We start from the raw sequence: 20,723 nt of genomic DNA, 5'->3' as shown, positions 1-20,723 counted from the left end.
CTCGCTCTGCGGAAACACACCGTCATGACTGCGCGCACCCGGCACACCCGAACTGTCCCTCGTTTCGCCTGGATGCTCGGCCTGCTGCTGGCGCTGAACGGTACAGCGCACAGTGCCGATGACTCAACGGCACCCTGGCAACTCAGCCTGCATCTCAATCCGGGCGTACTGGAGATGTGGCAGCTGGAGTTTGCCGGCGCGGCAAAAAGCCAGCCCAGCCAGCGCTTCGATGGATATCAGGCTTATCTGCTGAACACTCAACAAGGCAAGGTCACCGAGGCCAGCTTCGACTGGTCGGTACGACTACGCAGGCCGGGCTACGAGGTCGACATCACGCAGTTGAACGTCGCTGTGTCGAGCGAACTCAATGCCATCACGCTTCGCGATCAGCGCGGCCGCAGCCTGTTTGTGGCCGATATGCCGCATCGACACCAACAGGCCACCGGCCTCGACTGGCGCTACATGAATCTGCGCCCCAGCGAATGGCTGGCCAAGCGCCTGGGGCAGTCGCTGCTGGCCGAGCAGGTGATCGGTTCGGTGGATCTGCGCGGGCCGCACCCCATCGAGAGCAAGGGCAATGCCGATTGTCGCTCGACCACCCTTTGGCCCTCGATGGCGGCGCCGGCCGATATCCAGCTGTTTCAGATTGGCGGCGTGCAGGCCATGCGCTGCCAGGGCTGCAGCACGGTCAGCACGACCGGTCAGGTCGTGGTCGCGCCCGACGCCACCTTGCTGAATGTCGGCCAGAGCGATGTGCCCTGGTACAGCAAGTTCACCGCGCCACAGCCGCCTTACAACAATGATCAACACCCGATGCTGGTCTGGGCGATGTACCGAATCGATGCTGACGGCGGCCTGCATCCCCTGGGCAGCTCGGGCGTCAAGCACGCCTTCTTCGCCCAGAACGACATGTGCGCCTGCGCGGGCGACAACATCCTGTACCGCGGATGCAGCGATCTGTATTCGCGCTCGACCAACGACGTCAATTCCCTGCTCGGCCCGCGAGACGAGATCGCTCCGCAGCCAACGCTGTGGGGTCGCTGCGGCTCGGTGTTCGATCCCGATTGCAACAGCGTCGAGAATAGCAGCGGCTTTGCCCAAAGCCTGTTTGACCGCCGCCTGCTGGTCACCGAATCGCAGATGCAGAACCACCCCGGCGCCAGCTACTGGATCGAGGCCTGGTATGTGGTGCGTGAGGACAGCAATCTCGACAACAGCCTGGCGATCCGGCAGATCATCCCGACCAAGGTGGGCTCGGCCTGGAACATCGCGGTCAGTGGAAGCCTCAGCAACGGCCCCCTGGTCAGCCAATGGGTCAATCCGGCCGATGCCGATCCGCTCACCGACAACCAGTTAGTCGATACCGCCGACGGCCGCCTGCGCCTGGCGGTGCGGGTGCAAGACCTCGGCAATGGCAACTGGCGTTATCGCTATGCCCTGATGAATCTCGACTATGCCGATGCGGTGTTCTCCGGCAGCGAGCCTGGCCTGTTGCGCCTGCTGTCGCAGATCGGTGCCGTGCGTCTGACCTGGCCGTTGCTGCGCGACGATGCCAACGCACCGACCTGGCGTGACGAAACCGGTGATGCCAGCCCATCCTGGCGCCTTGCCACTGACACCCTGCTGCAGGTCGAAGCGACCACGGCGCTGGGACTGGGCTGGGGCCGCCTGCTGGTGGTCGAGTTCGACAGTCGATTTGCGCCGCAGAGCGGCAATATCGATCTGGGCCTGGGCGACGGCGATTCCGTGGCGGTCTCCTCGCTGCTGCCGGTGGTGGTCGATCGCATCATGCGCAACGGATTCGAATAGCACGCTCGCTTTTGCTCAGCGCTACCGGGATTCACTCAGGCTCTGTACACTGAATGAATCTGCGGAAATTCGGATTCGACACGCTTCATGGGCCTGCTTGACGATCTGGAAAAAGAAGCCGAACGGCAGCGCGAAGAAGAGGCGCGAATTGCGCAGGCGCGCGAGGAAAAGCAACAGGTATGGCAAGACCAGCTGCTGCCCGCGATGCAGAAGCTCGACGCCTACATCAAGCGGCTGGTCGATAATCTTGCCTTCCTGAAGAAGCGCACCAAGGTGTCATTCCCGGCGCACGGCTATGGCGACGTGATCGCAGCCATCGATCCGCCCTTTATCCTGCGCAGCGAATCGGGCAAGGCCAGCTATGAGATCGTGCTGGAAATGGTCGGCCAGGTCATCCCCGAAGAGAGTCCGGTGGTCCATGCCGACAACATGGCCAAGGTGCGCACCTTGTCGGCAGTGATGCGCCAGCATGGCCTGGGTGGCATGTCGGATACCAAGAAGAACGCCAATGGCGATGTGGTCGCCGCGCGCTTTCAGGCCCGTGGCAAGATCGCCATGAACCTGAGTATCCGCGCCGACCTGGAAAGCGGCATGGCCCGCTTTGCCTTCAACAATATGGAAGGCTTCGGCCAGAGCAGCCGTAGTTTCACCCCGGAACAACTCGACGACGCGCTGTTCGACGAACTCGGCCGCTTCCTCACCCGCGAGCAGGACCGCTTTGCCCAGGAAAGCGTGGCCGACGATGTGCGCAAGCAATGGCAGATGAAACTGCAGCGCGACCAAATGCGCCGTGACTGGGAAGAAAAACTCTCGCGCCAACTGGGTACCGACGAAGCCAAGGTCATCGAGAGCCTCGACCCCGCCGCCCGCCCAGGCTGGTTCCTGGGTCGCCTGCGGCTGCTCTCGGTCAAGCTGTTCGGGCGCTAGAGCCGCTTAGCGCCTCGGCGCTGCCGGCATCAGCAGCCAAAGCAGCAGATACACCAGAATCCCAGGAAACGCCGCGCTGGCGATCGACAGCACAACGTAAACCAGCCGAGTAGCGTTGGGCGACCAGCCGAGATACTCAGCCAGGCCGCCGCAGACGCCCAGCAGCCAGCGGTTTCGCGAGCGCGTGAGGCGACCGCTCATCCCAGGCCCAGCCGCTGCCACACGTCTTCGCGACTCAACGCTTCCGCCGCTTCGGCCCGGCGCGAGCGATATTCAAACGTCCCGGCCTGAACACCTCGTTCCGACACCACGATGCGATGCGGGATGCCGATCAGTTCCATGTCGGCAAACATCGGGCCGGGGCGCAGACCGCGGTCGTCCCACAGCACATCGACCCCGGCTGCCTGCAGATCGGCGTACAGCTGCTCGACCACTTGGTTCACCGCGGCGTCGTTCTTCGGATTGATCACACAGATCGCCACCCGCCAAGGCGCCATCGGCTCGGGCCAGCAGATGCCGCGATCGTCGAAGTTCTGCTCGATGGCGGCAGCGACGATGCGCGACACGCCAATGCCATAGCAGCCCATATGCATGACCTGGGATTTGCCCTGCTCGTCGAGCACGGTGGCGCCCATGGCCTTGGCGTACTTCTGCCCAAGCTGGAACACATGACCGACTTCAATGCCGCGGGCCAGTTTGATCTCGCCGCCGTCGGCAGCGCGATCGCCGGCCAGCACACTGCGGATATCGGCCACCACATCGGGTTCCGCCAGGTCGCGACCCCAGTTGACGCCAGCCAGGTGATAGCCGGCTTCGTTGGCACCGACCACGAAGTCGGCCATCGCCGCGACCTCGCGGTCGGCAACCACACGAATCGGTTTCTTCGCGCCGAGCGGGCCGAGGAAGCCCGGCTCGCTGCCCAGGTGCTCGAGGATCTCGGCCTCGCCGGCCGGGCGATACTCAGTCAGTCCGGCCACCTTGGCCAGCTTGATCTCATTGACGCTGTGATCGCCACGCACCAGGGCCAGCACAAAGCCGTCTTCGCCAATCACCGCCACCGACTTCACCGTGCGCTGCAACGGGATGCCCATCAGGGCAGCGACTTCTTCGCAGGTTTTCTGCGTCGGCGTGTCCACTTTACGCAGGGTTTCGGCGGCGGCCGGGCGCGGGCCGGGCGCGGCGGCCTGGGCAGTTTCGACATTGGCGGCGTAGTCGGAACCGGTGGAAAAGGCCAGCGCGTCTTCGCCTGATTCGGCCAGCACATGGAACTCCTGCGAGGCATCACCGCCAATTGCCCCGGAATCGGCCTGCACGGCGCGGAAAGCAAGGCCGAGGCGAGTGAAGATGCGGGTGTAGGCCGCCTTCATGTTCTCGTATTCGCGGGCCAGATCATCTTCGCTGAGATGAAAGGAATAGGCATCCTTCATCAGGAACTCGCGCGCTCGCATGACGCCGAAACGCGGCCGGATCTCGTCGCGGAACTTGGTCTGGATCTGATAGAAGTTCAGCGGCAGCTGCTTGTAGGACTTCAGCTCATTGCGGGCGAAGTCAGTGATCACTTCTTCATGAGTCGGGCCGTAGCAGAAGGCGCCATCCTTGCGGTCGCGGATCTTCAGCAGCTGCCCGCCAAACTTGGCCCAGCGATCGGTTTCTTCCCACAGCTCCTGCGGCTGGATCGAGGGCATCAGCACCTCAATCGCACCGGCGGCATTCATCTCTTCCCGCACCACCGCCTCCACCTTGCGCAGCACGCGCAGGCCGAGCGGGCTCCAGGTGTAGATACCGGCGGCCAGCTTGCGGATCATGCCGGTGCGCAGCATCAGCTGATGGCTGACAATCTCGGCATCGGCGGGGGTTTCTTTGCTGGTACTGAGGTGGAAACGGGACAGGCGCATGAGCTCAAACTGCTGAAGGCGAAAGCCCGGCATTGTAGCGGCTGTCGGCCCACCATGACCGGCGTTGGCGGCTCGCGATATGCTTAGCGGCCCGTCAAGGGGAGATGAACCTTCGTCCGGGCTGCCGGTCCGAGACGAGATCGAACACAAGGAGGGTGCGGCATGCAGACATGGTTGGTCACCGGCGGCGCCGGCTTTATTGGCGGCAATTTCGTGCTCGACAGCCTCAAGGGCTCGGGGCTGCGCATTGTCACCCTGGATGCGCTGACCTATGCCGGCAACCTCGACACCCTGGCGCCGGTCGCCGACAACCCCGATCACGTCTTCGTGCGCGGGTCGATCGGCGATCGCAGCCTGGTCAACGATCTGCTGCGCGAGCACAAGCCCGACGCGGTGATCAACTTTGCCGCGGAAAGTCATGTCGATCGATCCATTGACGGCCCGGCGGCCTTCGTCGAGACCAATGTGGTCGGCACCCTCAGCCTGCTGGAGGCCAGCCGAGACTACTGGCGCGAACAGCCGGAGGCCAAGCGCGGCGCCTTTCGCTTCCTGCACGTGTCCACCGATGAGGTGTACGGCTCGCTGGGTGACACTGGCAAATTCAGCGAAACCACGCCCTACGCGCCGAACTCGCCCTACTCGGCCTCGAAGGCAGCGTCTGACCACTTGGTGCGCGCCTTCCACCACACCTATGGCCTGCCGACCCTGACCACCAACTGCTCGAACAACTACGGGCCGTACCAGTTTCCGGAAAAGCTGATCCCCCTGGTGATCGCCAAGGCGGTGGCCGGTGAGCCACTGCCGGTCTACGGCGACGGCAAGAATGTGCGCGATTGGCTGTATGTGCTCGACCACGTCAGCGCGATCCGCGCCGTGCTCGGGCGCGGCCGTGTCGGCGAGGTGTACAACGTCGGCGGCGACGCCGAGCGGCAGAACATTGAGGTGGTCAACGCGATCTGCGCCCTGCTCGATCAGCGCCGTCCGCGCAGCGACGGCCAGCCGCGCAACTCGCAGATCAGCTTCGTCAAGGACCGCCCCGGCCACGATCGGCGCTATGCCATCGACTCGTCAAAGCTGCAGAGCGAGCTGGGCTGGAAGCCGTCGCTGGATTTCGAGACCGGCATTGCCCACACCGTCGATTGGTACCTTGAACACACCGCTTGGGTGCAGAAGATTCTGGACGGCAGCTACCGGCTGCAACGCTTGGGAGAAAGCGCGTGATTCCGAAGGGCATTATCCTGGCCGGCGGTTCCGGCACCCGGCTGTATCCGATCACCCAGACGATCAGCAAGCAACTGCTGCCGATCTACGACAAGCCGATGATCTACTACCCGCTCAGCACCCTGATGCTGGCCGGTATCCGCGACATCCTGATCATCAATACCCCACACGAACAACATCTGTTCCAGTCCCTGCTCGGCGATGGCTCGCAATGGGGGCTGCGCATCGAGTACGCGGTGCAACCCAGCCCCGACGGTCTGGCCCAGGCCTATCTGATCGGTGAGGAATTCGTCGGTGGTGAACCCAGCTGTTTGGTGCTGGGCGACAATATTTTCTACGGCCATGGCTTTTCCGAACAGCTGCGCCGCGCCGCCACCCATGTCACCGGCGCCACCGTATTTGGCTACTGGGTAAAGGATCCGGAGCGCTATGGCGTGGCCGAATTCGACAGCAAGGGCACGGTGATCGGGCTGGACGAAAAGCCGAGCCAACCGAAGTCGAACTACGCCGTTACCGGGCTGTACTTCTACGACGGCCGGGCCAGCGAATTTGCCCGCACGCTGAAACCTTCGGCTCGCGGCGAACTCGAGATCACCGACCTCAACCGCTGCTATCTGGAAGAAGGCTCGCTGCGCTTGGAAAAGCTCGGCCGTGGTTACGCCTGGCTGGATACCGGCACTCATGAGTCCTTGCTGCAGGCGGCCAATTTCATCGAGACGATCGAGGCCCGGCAGGGGCTGCGGGTCTGCTGCCCGGAGGAGATCGCCTTTATCAATGGCTGGATCGACGCCGCCCAGCTCGAAGCCCTGGCGAAACCACTAGTGAAGAATGGCTACGGCCAGTACCTGCTGCAGATTCTGCGCCAGGGCCGGGTGAACTGATGCGTGTAATCGAAACCAAACTGCCCGGCTGCCTGGTGATCGAACCGAAGGTGTTCGGCGACCCGCGTGGTTTTTTTTACGAACAATGGAACCAGGCCCGCTACGCCGAGCACGGCATCGTCATGGACGCCGTGCAGGCCAATCTGTCGCGCTCCAGCCACGGCGTGCTGCGCGGCCTGCACTACCAGTTGCCCAATCCGCAGGGCAAGCTGGTCTCGGTGCTCGAAGGCGAGGTGTACGACGTAGCGGTGGATATCCGCCGCGGCTCGCCGAGCTTCGGCCAGTGGACCGCCGTGGTGCTCAGCGCCGAGAACCAGCGCCAGTTCTGGATTCCACCCGGCTTTGCCCATGGCTTCGTGGTGACCTCGCAGCATGCGCTGTTCCACTATTTCTGCAGCACGCCCTACGATGGCCCGGCCGACAAGGGCGTACGCTGGAATGATCCGGATCTGGCCATCGACTGGCCGCTGGCCAAGCCCTCACTGTCGGCCAAAGACGAGCAGGCGCCGCGCTTGAATGAAGTGGCGGTGGATGCGTTGCCGGTGTTTGCGTAATGCGCTTTGCAACCGTGCTGTCATCCCGGCGCACAGTGGGAAACGCCACCAGCTCCTCAACACATGACGTCACCCAATGACCAAGATCCTCCTTACCGGTGTCGATGGCCAACTCGGTTTTGAGCTGGCGCGCAGTCTGGCGCCGCTCGGCGAACTGCATTGCGCCACACTGAGCGGTCGACTGCCCGGTGGCCAACCCTGCCTTCCGCTCGACCTCAGCAAGCCAACCGCCATCCGCCAGGTCCTGGACGAAATCAAGCCGCAGGTGGTGGTGAATCCGGCCGCCTACACGGCAGTCGACAAGGCCGAATCCGAGGCTGATCTGGCGCATGGCATCAATGCCGTGGCACCGGCGACCCTGGCGGCCTGGTGCCGTCAGCACAACGCCCTGCTGCTGCACTACTCGACTGACTATGTGTTTCCCGGCAATGCCGGCCGGCCCTGGCGGGAAGAGAGCGTCACCGGGCCACTCGGCGTCTACGGCGCCAGCAAACTGGCTGGCGAAGAGGCGATTCGCGCCAGCGAATGCCGCCATCTGATCCTGCGCACAGCCTGGGTGTATTCGGCACGCTTCGCCAACTTCCTGCTGACCATGCTGCGAGTGGGTCGCGAGCGTGACGAACTGCGGGTGGTGTCCGACCAGATCGGCACACCCACCACTGCCCGCGGGCTGGCCTCGATATCGGCCGTGCTGTTGGCCAGGTCCGCTCAGTTCGGCGCAGATGAACTCGGCACCTTTCACTGTACGCATGCAGGCCAGACCAGCTGGCATGGCTTTGCCGAGGCCATTTTCAGGCAGGCGCAACAGGCCGGAATGATCGAGCGTGCACCGAAGGTCCAAGCCATTGCCAGCAGCGACTACCCGACCCCGGCACGCCGCCCAGCCTATTCGGTACTGGATAACCGCAAGCTGACCGATGTACATGGCCTTGCCCTGCCCGATTGGCGGATCGGCCTGTCGCAGGTGATCGACGAATTGTGCACGGTGGCCCGCTGATGCGTATCGCCCTGGCCACCGCTATCGCCGCCTACGCCCGCGATGACGATCTAGCGCCACTGCTGCGCGCATTTCGCGAAGCGGGGGTGCCGGCCGAGGCGCTGGCCTGGGACGACCCAACCGTCGAATGGTCGCGCTTTGACGCTGTCCTGCTGCGCTCGACCTGGGACTACACCCAGCATCTGCAGCGCTTCTTGAGCTGGTGCGAGCGGATCGACCAATGCAGTCTGTTATTGAATCCCTTACCGACGATTCGCTGGAACATCGACAAACACTATCTTGGCGAGCTGGCCGGCAAAGGCGCGCCGGTGATCGAAACTCACTACTTCGAGCCCGCTCAGGGCACGATCGACGCTGAGGCCCTGACCCTGCTCGGCAACGCCAGCGAGTTCGTCATCAAGCCCTGCGTCGGGGCCGGCTCGCGCGATGCTCAACGATTTCAACGGCAGCAGATGGACGCTGCCCTGGCCCATGCCAATCGGCTGCTGGCGCGCGCTGAATCGATCATGCTGCAGCCCTACCTCGGCAAGGTCGACGAAGTGGGAGAAACCGCACTGATCTATCTGGGTGGGCGCTACAGCCATGCAATTCGCAAAGGCCCACTGCTGAAGCTCAGCACGTCCGCCTCGGATGATCTGTTCCTTGCCGAAGATATTCAGCCGCGGATTGCCAGTCCTGCCGAGCATGCGGTGGCCGATGCGGTGATCAAAGCGCTGCCTGAGCTGCCGTTGTATGCCCGGGTGGATCTGCTGCCCAGCACCGAGGGGCCGCGTCTGCTGGAGCTGGAGCTGGTCGAGCCCTCGCTATTCTTCGAGCACAGCGAAGACGCCGCCGAACGGCTGGTAAAGCTGGTGTACGAGGCGGTGCAGGCAGCCGAGGCCATGCCGGTTCGGCAATCCTCATAACCGATCAAGCCAACCTCATGCCTGCCGCGGCATTGTCAGCACCGGCCGGCATGCGCACACTGTCGCCCTGAATTCGGGTCCCATGAGTCCATGACTGCTGCGTTGTCTCACCTCGATCGGCTGGAAGCCGAGTCGATCCACATCCTGCGCGAGGTCGCCGCCGAGTTTCGCAACCCGGTGCTGCTGTATTCGATCGGCAAGGACAGCACTGTCCTGCTGCATCTGATGCAGAAGGCCTTCCATCCGGCCAAACCGCCGATCCCACTGCTGCATATCGACAGCACGTTCGAGTTTCGCGAGACCTACGCCTTTCGTGACTTGGTGCCCGAGCGCTGCGGCGTGGAACTGCGGGTGCATATCAATCAGGACGGCCTGGCCCAGGGCATCAATCCGTTTATCCACGGCGCCACCGTGCATACCGATGTGATGCGCACCCAGGGCCTGCGCCAGGCGCTGGAGGCCGGACGCTACGACTGTGCCATCGGCGGCGCGCGTCGCGATGAGGAGAAATCACGCGCCAAGGAACGCATCTTCAGCTTCCGCACCGCGCAGCATCGGTGGGATCCGAAGAACCAGCGGCCTGAACTGTGGAACCTCTACAACACCAAGATCCACCGCGGCGAAAGCGTGCGTGCCTTTCCGATCTCGAACTGGACCGAACTCGACATCTGGCTGTACATCTTGCGCGAGAACATCCCCCTGCCGCCGCTGTACTTTGCTCGCGAGCGTCAGGTGGTGGAACGCGATGGTGTGCTGATCATGGTCGATGACGAACGCATGCCGCTGGCCGAGGGTGAAACCCCGGCGATCAAGAAGGTGCGCTTTCGCACCCTCGGCTGTTATCCCTTGACCGGCGGCATCGAATCCGATGCCGAGACACTGGAACAGGTAGTTCAGGAGATCGTGGCCGCCCGCACCTCCGAGCGCCAGGGCCGAGTAATCGATCACGACCCGACCGCCTCGATGGAAAAGAAAAAACAGGAAGGGTATTTCTGATGAAGCCGGGATTCGAGATTGGGGATTCGGGATTCGTAGAAGCGGGTCCCGCGATCGCCGTTCTTAGCGGCCATCGTAGGGTGGGCGTGTCGCCCACCGTCGCGGCCTCATTACTCTCCGCTGCGCTGAGGTCGAGAGCGATTCGATGAACGATATGCTGATGGAGCCGGGATTCGAGATTCGGGATTCGGGATTCGTAGAAGCGGGTCCCGCGATCGCCGTTTTTAGCGACCATCGTAAGGTGGGCGTGTCGCCCACCGTCACGGCTGCAGGCCATCGTAGGGTGGGCGTGTCGCCCACCATCGCGGCCTCATTACTCTCCGCCGCGCTGGAGTCGAGAGCGATTCGATGAACGACATGCAGCCACCCACCACCATCGCCGATTTCCTCCAGGCCCACGAAAACAAATCGCGGCTGCGCTTCATCACCTGCGGCAGCGTCGACGATGGCAAGAGCACCCTGATCGGCCGCCTGCTCTACGACAGCAAGCAGTTGCTGGAAGATCAACTTGGGGTGCTGGATCGCGACAGCCAGAAATTCGGTACCCAGAACGGTGAACTCGACTATGCGCTGTTGGTCGATGGCCTGGATGCCGAGCGCGAGCAGGGCATCACCATCGATGTCGCCTACCGTTACTTCGCCACCGACCGGCGCAGCTTCATCGTCGCCGACTGCCCGGGCCACGAGCAGTACACCCGCAATATGGCCACCGGCGCCTCGACCGCCGATCTGGCCGTGGTGCTGGTCGACGCGCGCAAGGGCCTGCTGACCCAGACTCGCCGCCACAGCTGGATCTGCGCCCTGTTCGGGGTACGCGAGATCGTGCTGGCGATCAACAAGATGGATCTGGTCGATTTCGACGAGCGTGTGTTCACTGCCATCCTGCATGACTACCAGGAACTGGCCAGCGCTCTCGGATTGCCGCGGGTCACGGCGATTCCGCTGTCGGCGCTGCAAGGTGACAACGTGATCACCCGCAGCGAGCGCATGCCCTGGTATTCCGGCCCAGCCTTGCTGCCCTGGCTGGAGCAGGTGGAACTCCAGGTTCAAGAAAGCAATAGCGGGTTCCGCCTGCCGGTGCAGTGGGTGAATCGCCCGAATCAGGATTTCCGCGGCTTTACCGGCACCCTGGCGAACGGCATCGTGCGCCTGGGGGATTCGGTGGTCACCCTGCCTTCGGGCCGGCGCTCGACCGTCAAGCAGATCCTGATCGGTCAGCGCGAAGCCGAGCACGCGGTGGCCGGGCAGTCGATCACCCTCAGCCTGAACGACGAACTCGATATCAGCCGCGGTGACGTGCTGGCCGCCAGCAATGATCCGCCGGAAGTGGCCGACCAGTTCGCCGCCCATCTGCTCTGGCTCGACCACCAATCCCTGCTCCCCGGACGCAGCTACTGGTTAAGGCTGGGCAGCAGCCAGGCCGCTGCCCAGGTCACCGAGATCAAGCATCGAATCGACGTCAATACCCAGGAGGCCCTGGCCGCGAAACGGCTGGAGTTGAACGAGGTGGCAGTGGTCAATCTCAGCCTGGATCGCGCCATCGCCTTTCAGCCCTACGCCGAAAACCGCGCGCTCGGCGCCTTCGTGCTGATCGACCGGCAAACCCATGCCACGGTCGGCGCCGGGGTGATCGACTTTGCCCTGCGCCGGGCCAGCAATCTGCATTGGCAGGCCACCGACGTCAACAAAGCGGCCCGCGCCGCACTGAAGGGGCAATCGCCCAAGGTTCTGTGGTTCACCGGCCTGTCCGGCTCGGGCAAATCGACCATCGCCAACGAGGTCGAACGTCGACTGCACGCCTCGGGCCACCACACCTACCTGCTCGACGGCGACAACGTACGCCATGGCCTTAACCGCGACCTTGGCTTTACCGATGCCGATCGAGTGGAGAACATCCGCCGCGTCGCCGAAGTGGCCAAACTGATGGCTGATGCCGGCCTGATCGTGCTGGTCAGCTTCATCTCACCCTACCGCAGCGAGCGGCAAATGGCCCGCGAACTGATGGCGCCGGGTGAATTCTTCGAGATCTTCGTCGACACCCCGTTGGAAGAATGCGAACGGCGCGACATCAAGGGCCTGTACGCCAAGGCCCGCGCCGGCCAGATCCCCAATTTCACTGGCATCAGCGCGCCGTATGAGGTGCCGGAGCAACCCGAGCTGCATTTGCAGACCGGCGGCCGCAGCGTGACCGAGCTGGCGCAGGCGGTGATCGGTCAACTCAGTTAGGAAGTATCCGGGCTAGATGGAATCGCCTTGACGCACCCTGAGCTTGTCGGGTGCCGCACCGAAGCGAGCCCTGAACGTGCCCACGCGAGCATTGAGGTTGCAATGCTGAGTCGGCTGGCTTCGACAAGCTCAGCCAGCGTGGCGGCGACACGAAGCGGCCGGGTGTCGTCAACGTTTGTTTGCAACCACACCCACGGCGTAATCGTACCCTCATCGGCCCTTCGGGCACCTTCTCCCACAGGGAGAAGGGAACAGCCCTGACGGTCCGCTCCTCGCCGAACTGAGTCGCTCAATCAAGAGCAGCGAACAAAGTGAGCAAGCGGCCGGATGGGCTGCGCACCGCTCCCGAAATGCGCAGTCAGGAAACGAGTTTATTCCTTAAAGGGAAGGACATTGCTCCCTAGCTACAACTCTCCTGGGCGATGAGTGGCGCTCTTACTCCACCGTCACCGATTTGGCCAGGTTGCGCGGCTGATCGACATCGGTGCCGCGCAACACGGCGACATGGTAGGCCAGCAGTTGCAGCGGTACGTTGAACACCACTGGGGCGGCGATTTCGCCGCAGGGCGGCAGCTCCAACACATGGCCTTCGCCCATGCCGTGGCGGATGCTGCGATCGACGAACAGGAACAGCTGGCCGCCGCGGGCGCGGACTTCTTCCATGTTCGATTTCAGCTTGTCGAGCAGGGCATCGTTGGGCGCCACCGCCACCACCGGCATGGTCTCATCGACCAGGGCCAGCGGGCCGTGCTTCAGTTCGCCGGCTGGGTAGCCTTCGGCATGGATGTAGGAGATTTCCTTCAGCTTGAGCGCGCCTTCCAGGGCGATCGGGAAGTGCGTGCCGCGGCCGAGGAACAGCGCGTGCTGCTTGTCGACAAAGGACTCAGCCATTTGCTTGATAGCGTCGTTCAGTTCCAACGCTTCGCGGATCAGGCCCGGCAGTGATTCCAGATCGGCCACGCAGCGGGCGTGCCGCTCTTCGCTCAAACCCCGTGTTTTGGCCAACTGCACCGCCAGTAAGGCCAAAGCGGTGAGCTGGGTGCTGAAGGCCTTGGTCGAGGCGACGCCGATCTCAGGGCCGGCCCGGGTCATCAGCACCATGTCGGATTCCCGCACCAGGGACGATTCCGGCACATTGCACACCGCCAGCCGGGCGAGATACGAGCGCTCCTTGGCCATGCGTAGGGCGGCCAGGGTGTCGGCGGTTTCGCCGGATTGCGAGATAGTGACGAACAGGGTGTCGTCGGCCACCACCGGTTGGCGATAGCGAAACTCGCTGGCGATCTCGGCGTGACAGGGAATGCCGGCCAGGGCCTCAATCCAATAGCGCGCCACCAGACCAGCATGGAAGCTGGTGCCGCAGGCGATGATCTGCACCTGCCTGACCTTGGCCAGCAGCTCGTCGGCACCGCTGCCGAAAATGCCCGGCATCACCTTGCCGTTGGCAATACGGCCCTCTAGAGTGTCGGCCACCGACTGCGGCTGCTCGTGAATCTCTTTCAGCATGTAGTGGCGGTATTCACCGCGCTCGACCGCGTCCAGACTGAAGCTCGATTCCTTAACCGGCCGCTCCACTGCAACGCCGTCCGCGTCGAACACCTGCACACCGTCACTTTGGATGGTGACGACATCGCCTTCGGCCAAGTAGACAAAGCGGCGGGTCAGCGGCAACAGGGCATGGATATCCGAGGCCAGATAGTTCTCGTCATCACTCAGGCCCAGCACCAATGGAGAGCCGCGCCGTGCGCCGACCAGGCGCTCGGGTTCACGCTTGCTCATGGCGACGATGGCATAGGCGCCGTGCAGGCGCTGGGTGGCGCGCTGTACCGCCTTGAGCAGGTCATCGCCGGCGTTGAGATAGTGCTCGATCAGGTGGGCGATTACCTCGGTGTCGGTCTGCGAGTGAAACTCGAAGCCAACAGTCTTCAGTTCGGCGCGCAGCTCGTCATGATTCTCGATGATGCCGTTGTGCACCACCGACAGGCCATCGCCCGACACGTGCGGATGCGCATTGACCTCGCTCGGAACGCCATGCGTCGCCCAGCGGGTGTGGGCGATGCCAATCGGACCGGCCAATGGCTGCTGTTCCAGGCGCTCCTGCAGATCACGCACCTTGCCCTTGGCGCGGCGGCGATCCATGCCGTGTTCGGCGATGATCGCCAGACCGGCGGAATCGTAGCCGCGATATTCCAGGGCCTTGAGGCCGGCGATCAGATCGCGACTGACATCGCGACCGGCAGTGATTCCCACGATTCCGCACATGATCTTGCTTCCTTGCGGCCAACGGCCGACTGTTCAAACGAGACCGCCGCCCAGCGGGCGGCGGCGTGACCCATTGTTGTTTGGGCTCAAAGCGCCTTTTCGAGTTCCGGTACCAGGGTGAACAGATCGCCCACCAGACCGATATCGGCGACTTCGAAAATCGGCGCTTCCGGATCCTTGTTGATTGCCACGATGGTGCCGGCGTCCTTGATACCGGTGAGATGCTGAATGGCGCCGGAAATGCCGATCGCCACATACAGTTCCGGCGCAATGATCTTGCCGGTCTGCCCCACCTGCATATCGTTCGGCACGTAACCGGCGTCGACCGCGGCGCGCGAGGCACCGACGCCAGCGCCCATCTTGTCGGCCAGCGAGTAGATGACCGCAAAGTTCTCCGCCGAACCGACGCCGCGACCACCGGAAACCACGCGGCTAGCTGACTGCAGGTCGGGGCGATCGCTCTTGCCCTGCTTCAGTTCGACGAACTTGGTGTGACCTGGCAACTGAACATCGACATTCGCCGACTCAATCGCCGCGCTGCCGCCTTCGCCGACTGCCGGCCACGAGGCGACACGAATGGTCGCCACCACCGGGTGTCCAGCCGGGGCCTCGACGCTGATGATGGCATTGCCGGCATAGATCGGCCGCTTGAAGCCATGCGAGCCATCCACCGCCATCACATCGCTGACCTGATTGACGCCGAGCAGGGCGGCGACGCAGGGCATCAGGTCCTTGCCGGTGGTGGTGCTGGGCCCGAATACGTGGCTATAGCCTTCTGCCAGCTTGGCGATCTGCGGTGCCCAGACCTGGGCCACGCAGTGGCTGTTAGCGGGGTTGGCAACCGTGACTACGCGCGCCACGCCATCGAGTTTCGCTGCCTGTTCAGCCACGCTGGCCGGGTCGGCCGCCAGCACGGCGATGTCGATCGTGGCGCCGTCAATGGCCTGGGCTGCGCTGACGCACTTGGCGGTGGCCGCGTTCAATTTGCCGTCGAGGTGTTCGGCAATGATCAGGATCTTGCTCATGGAAAGTCCTTTGTGCTCTCTCACCTCTCCCACCGGGAGAGGGGCTGGGGGTGAGGGTCGGGTCTTGTACCGAGTTGGGTGATCAGAGACTCAAAGCAGCCCCTTGGCCTTCAACGCCGAGATCAGCTCCGGCACGTCCTTCACCATCACACCGCGCGAGCGCTTGGCCGGCGGGGCGTAGTGGGTGACCTTCAGCTGCTCGCCCGACTCAACACCAAGATCCGCCAGCTGCAGGGTTTCCAGCGGCTTGGACTTGGCCTTCATGATATCCGGCAGCTTGATGAAGCGCGGCTCGTTCAGGCGCAGATCGGTGGTAATCACCGCCGGCAGCTCGACGTCCAGGGTTTCCATGCCAGCATCGACTTCGCGATCGACCACGGCGCGACCATCGGCGATGGCGACCTTGCTGGCAAAGGTGGCCTGCGGCCGGCCCCACAGGGTGGCCAGCATCTGGCCGGTCTGGTTGGCATCGTCGTCGATCGCCTGCTTGCCCAGAATCACCAGGCCCGGCTGCTCCTTTTCGATCAATTTGAGCAGCACGCGAGCGGCGGCCAGCGGCTGCACCGCCTGATCCGACACCACATGAATGGCGCGGTTGGCACCCATGGCCAGCCCATTGCGCAGATGCGGCTGGGCATCGGCCGGGGCAATCGTTGCCACAATCACTTCACTGGCCACGCCCTTGTCACGCAGGCGCAGCGCCTCTTCCAGGGCGATATCGTCGAACGGATTGGCCGACAGCTTGACACCGTCGGTGACCACGCCGGAGCCATCCGGCTTGACCTGAATGCGGACGTTGTAGTCCACCACGCGCTTGTAAGCGACGAGAATCTTCATTGGCGAAGCTTCCTTAGAGGATCAAACGAGCGATGCCGGGGCATCGAACCCCGCATTCTACCCTGAAGGGCTGGAGAGCTGGCTCGATGGAGGTACTGGCAAGCTGCCGGGCTAGATTTGCCAATGCTGTGCCCGACCAGAAGCTATGCTCCGCCAGCTCGCATTGCCCGGGGACGTTCCGTTGGTCTCCGGTGAACGTGCCGTGTATACCGCCATTTTCGGTGCCAAGCACGATTTATAGCGGCTTCCTTACTCGCCGGACTACGACCTTTGGGTGTTTACCGACGGCGATCGGCGGGTGCCGTCCCACTATCGGCTGATGCGATGCCGCAGGCGCTTCAATGACCCGACCCGCGATGCGCGCTGGTACAAAGTGCCTTCCCACCAGGCGCTGGCTATGCCTATTCGGTTTGGATGGATGCCAACGTCGAGTTTTATGCTGAGGATCTGCGCACCCGCTTGAATTCGGCGTTGGCCTCGCCGCCACGCTGGCTGAGCTTGTCGAAGCCAGCCGACCCAGCATTGCAACCTCAATGCTCGCGTGGGCACCTTCAGGGCTCGCTTCGGTGAGGCGAGGCACCCTTCGACAAGCTCAGGGTGCGTCAAGGCGATTCCATTGCTGCAGCTCTCGGACTCTCATCCACCCTTCGGGCTGTCTCTCAGCGCGAACAGGGCAATCGTCCGTCTCGGGTACGAATAGGTGGGTGTGCTTGCAAATAGACGTTGACGACACCCGGCCGCTTCGTGTCGCCGCCACGCTGGCTGAGCTTGTCGAAGCCAGCCGACCCAGCATTGCAACCTCAATGCTCGCGTGGTCACCTTCCGGCTCGCTTCGGCGAGGCACCCTTCGACAAGCTCAGGGTGCGTCAAGGCGATTCCATCGCTACTGCCCTCGGACTCTCATCCGCCCTTCGGACTGCCTCTCAGTGCGAACAGGGCAAGCGATCGTCCGTCTCGGGTACGAATAGGTGGGTGTGCTTGCAAACAAACGTTGACGACACCCGGTCCTCTCCCACGGGGAGCGGGGCCGCTTCGTGTCGCCGCCACGCTGGCTGAGCTTGTCGAAGCCAGCCGACCCAGCATTGCAACCTCAAAGCTGGCGTGGGCACCTTCAGGGTTCGCTTCGATGAGGCGAGGCACCCTTCGACAAGCTCAGGGTGCGTCAAGGCGATTCCATCACGCGCACTGGCTCATCCGCGACCTGCAACCTCCCGAAATCGACTGTGTTCTGAAGAAATTGCGCTGCATGAGCCTGTCCAATGGAGGGGGCGACCACTGTCCAAAGTCAGGGGACGACAGCGCTCGGATCGGTTTCACTGAGCGCGTCCGCATCACCACACGATGGTTGCGCGGACGTGGCCTGGTCAGGGTGCGCCCTGACCAGGGCGCACCCTCCGAGTCGATGAGAAGAGTCTAGCCATGAAGATCACTCCATTGCGCTGCGCGCTCGCTGCGTCCGCGGCGCTGTTGTTCTGCATACCTGCCGCCGACGCGGCGACCAGTGCCGGCTTTGCCGCAGGCACCCTGACCGTAAGCAGCGACGCAGCCGATCCACTGGTATTGAGCTGCAATGCCGGTTCCGTGCAACTGAACGCCTCGCCGGTGGCAGGCCCGGTTGCCTGTGCCGATGTGATTCAGATCGCCGTGACCGGTGGGCCGGGTGACAATCTGATTGACCTGTCCGCGCTGCAAGCCACCGACTTCACCGCCCTGGTACAGACCGATCTGATCGGCGGCCCGGGCGCCGATACGTTTATCGGCTCCTTTGCAGCGGATCGCATGGTGTGGAACCCAGGCGATGGCTCCGACACCATGGACGGACGCGCGGGCAACGACCGCAGCGAGGTCAACGGCAGCACCGGCAATAACACCTTCACCATGGGTACGGCCGGTGTGGCGCCGGGCTTTGACCTACGCTTTGTCGGCCCGTTCACCATCGATATCGTCGGCACTGAGGTGCTGGAAGTGAACGGCGGCGACGGCGATGACACGCTCGACGCTAGCGGTTTGCCGGCAGGGCTTATCGCCGTCGAACTCACCGGAGGTGCCGGGAGCGATACGGTGATTGGCAGCGCCGGCGACGACACCCTCATCTGGAATCCAGGCGATGGCTCGGACACAAATGACGGCGGCGATGGCGACGATCGCGTGGTGGTCAATGGCAGCAGCGGCAACAACGTGTTCAGCGTGGGCACGGCGGGTGTAGCGCCGGGCTTCGACCTGCGCTTTGTCGGCCCGTTCACCATCGACATCGTGCGCAGCGAAGTGCTGGAAGTGAACGGGATGGAAGGCGATGACTCGATCAACGCCTCCGGTTTGCCGGCTGGCCTGATCGCCCTGGAACTGACCGGGGGCCCGGGCAGCGACACCCTCATCGGCAGCGCCGGCGACGACACCCTCATCTGGAATCCAGGCGATGGCTCGGACACGAATGACGGCGGCGATGGCGACGATCGCGTGGTGGTCAATGGTAGCAGCGGCAACAACGTGTTCAGTATGGGCACGGCGGGCGTAGCGCCGGGCTTCGACCTGCGCTTTGTCGGCCCGTTCACCATCGACATCGTGCGCAGCGAAGTGCTGGAAGTGAACGGGCTGGGCGGCGACGACTCGATCAATGCCTCCGGGTTGCCGGCTGGCCTGATCGCACTGGAACTGAACGGCGGTGCGGGCAACGACCAAATCACTGGCAGCGCAGGCGACGATGTGCTGCGCGGCGGCGACCAGAATGACACCCTGGTGGGCCTCTTGGGCACCGATCAGGTGTTTGGCGAAGACGGTAACGACACCCTGATCTGGAACCCGGGCGATGCCAGCGACCTGAACGACGGCGGCAGCGGCGTTGATATCACCCGCGTGGTGGCTGCCGGTGCCAGTGAGACCTTCGAGATTGCGCCGGTGGCCTGTGCGGCACCCGACGTCGACCCCTGCGCGCGTATCCGGCGCACGCTGCCGAGCGCCTTCGAGGTCACCTTCGTTCGCGTCGAACAGCTGGACCTTCAGGCGGGCGGTGGTCGCGACAGCGTGTTCACCCGGGCGCTGGATGGCGTGCAGCAACTGCTCGATGGTGGCGGCCCCGATCTGGGCGGAATCGGCGTCGACTTCTTCCCGGTCGATACGCTGCAGATAGAGGGCTTCAGCGATCCGCGCAGTTCGCCGGTCAGCGTGCCTGGCATGGGCGAGATCCATCACGCCAACTTTGAGTTCGCGCCGACCATGGCACTGGCCTCGCTGGCAGGTGAGGCCGGGCACACCTCCGCCCTAGACGGCTCGCAGGAGGTACCTCCGGTGAGCAGCAGCGCTACCGCCAGCGGAAGCGTCGTGTTGAGTGCCGACGGAACCCGCATCGTCGTGCGCCTGGCATTTGAGGGGCTGAGCAGTGCCAATACCGCGGCGCATATTCACGGGCCGGCGCCGATCGGGGTGAATGCCGGGGTGATCTTTGGGCTGGGTAACAGCGGGGCCACCTCGGGCACCTTGGGTCCGCTGGAGTTTGCGGTCAACGCTCAACAAGCAGCCGATCTCAAGGCCGGCCTGTGGTACTTCAATGTGCACAGTGCCAACCATCCCGGAGGTGAAGTGCGGGGTCAGATCCTGGCCGATCAGGTGTTCCAGGCCGATTTGAGCCCGGATCAAGTGGTCGGCGATCCGGTCACCTCTCTGGCCCAGGGCATCGGCAGCGTGATCTTGTCCGGCACCGGCGACAGCATCGTCGCCAGCCTTAGCTACCAGGGGCTGACCGGTGAGGGGGTGCCCGGCGTAAGCACCGGCGTTCGCCTGCGCGGTCCCGCAACCCGCGGCGCCCAGGGCCCCGAACTGATTGACTTCCCTCTGCGCGTGTCAGGCACCGCCAGCGACACCTTTATCACTCAAGCCTATCCAATTACGCCTGAGGAAGCTGAAGATCTGAGAGCGGGCCGGTGGTACTTCGAGGTCGAGTCGACAGAGTTCCCCGCCGGCGAATTGCGCGGCCAGTTGGACAATCAGGTCTTTTGCAGCGGCTTTGAACAGCAGGACTGCTGAGCCGAGCACAGACACCCGCCTCTGCCGGCGCCTGCCGGCAGATGGCGGCGCAACTGAACTGACGGTTTCGTCGGATCACGCCTCGACTTATTGCTCCGGCGAGTCAAAACATTAACTCGCCGGAGCAATAAGTCCCAGCTTTCCCCATTTCCGGACGCGGCCGGTAGC

Annotated in this window: 16 protein-coding genes; 11 read left to right on the top strand and 5 right to left on the bottom strand. The window is 63.5% G+C overall.

What is annotated here, in order from left to right; all coding sequences use genetic code 11:
• Positions 1 to 24 precede the first annotated feature (24 nt).
• Both IFO71_RS06755 and IFO71_RS06750 read left to right on the top strand, forming a co-directional pair.
• Positions 25 to 1,809 (top strand): hypothetical protein, encoded by a 1,785-nt coding sequence (locus IFO71_RS06755; RefSeq protein ID WP_192028787.1) that lies wholly within the window; start codon positions 25 to 27, stop codon positions 1,807 to 1,809.
• 87 nt (positions 1,810 to 1,896) lie between these two features.
• A complete protein-coding gene (locus tag IFO71_RS06750) occupies positions 1,897 to 2,736 on the top strand; it encodes a hypothetical protein (protein WP_192028786.1) in 840 nt (279 codons plus the stop codon).
• Positions 2,737 to 2,742: 6 nt separating this feature from the next.
• Here the strand turns inward: IFO71_RS06750 and IFO71_RS06745 are convergent, their stop codons facing one another.
• Complete coding sequence (locus IFO71_RS06745) at positions 2,743 to 2,937, bottom strand: PspC domain-containing protein (protein WP_192028785.1); 195 nt, start codon at positions 2,935 to 2,937, stop codon at positions 2,743 to 2,745.
• Entirely contained in the window at positions 2,934 to 4,631 is a 1,698-nt protein-coding gene (locus IFO71_RS06740; protein ID WP_192028784.1) for a proline--tRNA ligase, read from the bottom strand. Before IFO71_RS06740 ends, IFO71_RS06745 begins: the two co-directional genes overlap by 4 nt.
• 162 nt (positions 4,632 to 4,793) lie before the next feature.
• Between IFO71_RS06740 and rfbB the strand changes: the two genes are divergently transcribed.
• The 8 genes from rfbB to cysN all read left to right on the top strand — a co-directional run bounded on the left by rfbB (position 4,794) and on the right by cysN (position 12,411).
• Positions 4,794 to 5,852 (top strand): dTDP-glucose 4,6-dehydratase, encoded by a 1,059-nt coding sequence (rfbB, locus tag IFO71_RS06735; RefSeq protein ID WP_192028783.1) that lies wholly within the window; start codon positions 4,794 to 4,796, stop codon positions 5,850 to 5,852.
• Complete coding sequence (gene rfbA / locus IFO71_RS06730; RefSeq protein ID WP_192028782.1) at positions 5,849 to 6,733, top strand: glucose-1-phosphate thymidylyltransferase RfbA; 885 nt, start codon at positions 5,849 to 5,851, stop codon at positions 6,731 to 6,733. The genes rfbB and rfbA overlap by 4 nt, the downstream gene beginning before the upstream one ends.
• Positions 6,733 to 7,287, top strand: coding sequence for a dTDP-4-dehydrorhamnose 3,5-epimerase (gene rfbC, locus IFO71_RS06725; protein WP_192028781.1), 555 nt, complete (start codon positions 6,733 to 6,735; stop codon positions 7,285 to 7,287). Before rfbA ends, rfbC begins: the two co-directional genes overlap by 1 nt.
• 76 nt (positions 7,288 to 7,363) lie before the next feature.
• Positions 7,364 to 8,284 (top strand): dTDP-4-dehydrorhamnose reductase, encoded by a 921-nt coding sequence (gene rfbD, locus IFO71_RS06720; protein ID WP_192028780.1) that lies wholly within the window; start codon positions 7,364 to 7,366, stop codon positions 8,282 to 8,284.
• On the top strand, positions 8,284 to 9,189 hold the full coding sequence (locus IFO71_RS06715; protein ID WP_192028779.1) for an ATP-grasp domain-containing protein: 906 nt from the start codon (positions 8,284 to 8,286) through the stop codon (positions 9,187 to 9,189). The genes rfbD and IFO71_RS06715 overlap by 1 nt, the downstream gene beginning before the upstream one ends.
• Before the next feature lie 90 nt (positions 9,190 to 9,279).
• Positions 9,280 to 10,185, top strand: coding sequence for a sulfate adenylyltransferase subunit CysD (cysD, locus tag IFO71_RS06710; RefSeq protein ID WP_192028778.1), 906 nt, complete (start codon positions 9,280 to 9,282; stop codon positions 10,183 to 10,185).
• A 145-nt stretch (positions 10,186 to 10,330) separates the two neighbouring features.
• A complete protein-coding gene (locus IFO71_RS06705) occupies positions 10,331 to 10,537 on the top strand; it encodes a hypothetical protein (RefSeq protein WP_192028777.1) in 207 nt (68 codons plus the stop codon).
• Positions 10,534 to 12,411 (top strand): sulfate adenylyltransferase subunit CysN, encoded by a 1,878-nt coding sequence (gene cysN / locus IFO71_RS06700; RefSeq protein WP_192028776.1) that lies wholly within the window; start codon positions 10,534 to 10,536, stop codon positions 12,409 to 12,411. Before IFO71_RS06705 ends, cysN begins: the two co-directional genes overlap by 4 nt.
• Before the next feature lie 435 nt (positions 12,412 to 12,846).
• Here the strand turns inward: cysN and glmS are convergent, their stop codons facing one another.
• The 3 genes from glmS to IFO71_RS06685 all read right to left on the bottom strand — a co-directional run bounded on the left by glmS (position 12,847) and on the right by IFO71_RS06685 (position 16,535).
• Complete coding sequence (glmS, locus tag IFO71_RS06695) at positions 12,847 to 14,673, bottom strand: glutamine--fructose-6-phosphate transaminase (isomerizing) (protein ID WP_192028775.1); 1,827 nt, start codon at positions 14,671 to 14,673, stop codon at positions 12,847 to 12,849.
• An 86-nt stretch (positions 14,674 to 14,759) separates the two neighbouring features.
• Positions 14,760 to 15,698, bottom strand: a complete 939-nt coding sequence (locus tag IFO71_RS06690; RefSeq protein ID WP_192028774.1) for an electron transfer flavoprotein subunit alpha/FixB family protein — start codon at positions 15,696 to 15,698, stop codon at positions 14,760 to 14,762.
• A 90-nt stretch (positions 15,699 to 15,788) separates the two neighbouring features.
• Positions 15,789 to 16,535 carry an electron transfer flavoprotein subunit beta/FixA family protein gene (locus tag IFO71_RS06685; protein WP_192028773.1) on the bottom strand — a complete coding sequence of 249 codons (747 nt, stop codon included), beginning with the start codon at positions 16,533 to 16,535 and terminating at the stop codon, positions 15,789 to 15,791.
• Between the two features lie 1,419 nt (positions 16,536 to 17,954).
• On the opposite strand from IFO71_RS06685, the gene IFO71_RS06680 reads away from it, so the two are divergent.
• Entirely contained in the window at positions 17,955 to 20,555 is a 2,601-nt protein-coding gene (locus IFO71_RS06680; protein ID WP_192028772.1) for a CHRD domain-containing protein, read from the top strand.
• Positions 20,556 to 20,723: the final 168 nt, after the last annotated feature.

Source organism: Pseudomarimonas arenosa (genome assembly GCF_014841215.1).
Lineage (GTDB): Bacteria > Pseudomonadota > Gammaproteobacteria > Xanthomonadales > Xanthomonadaceae > Pseudomarimonas > Pseudomarimonas arenosa.
Note: the sequence above shows the minus strand (reverse complement) of the source record. Positions and strands in the feature narration are given on the sequence as shown.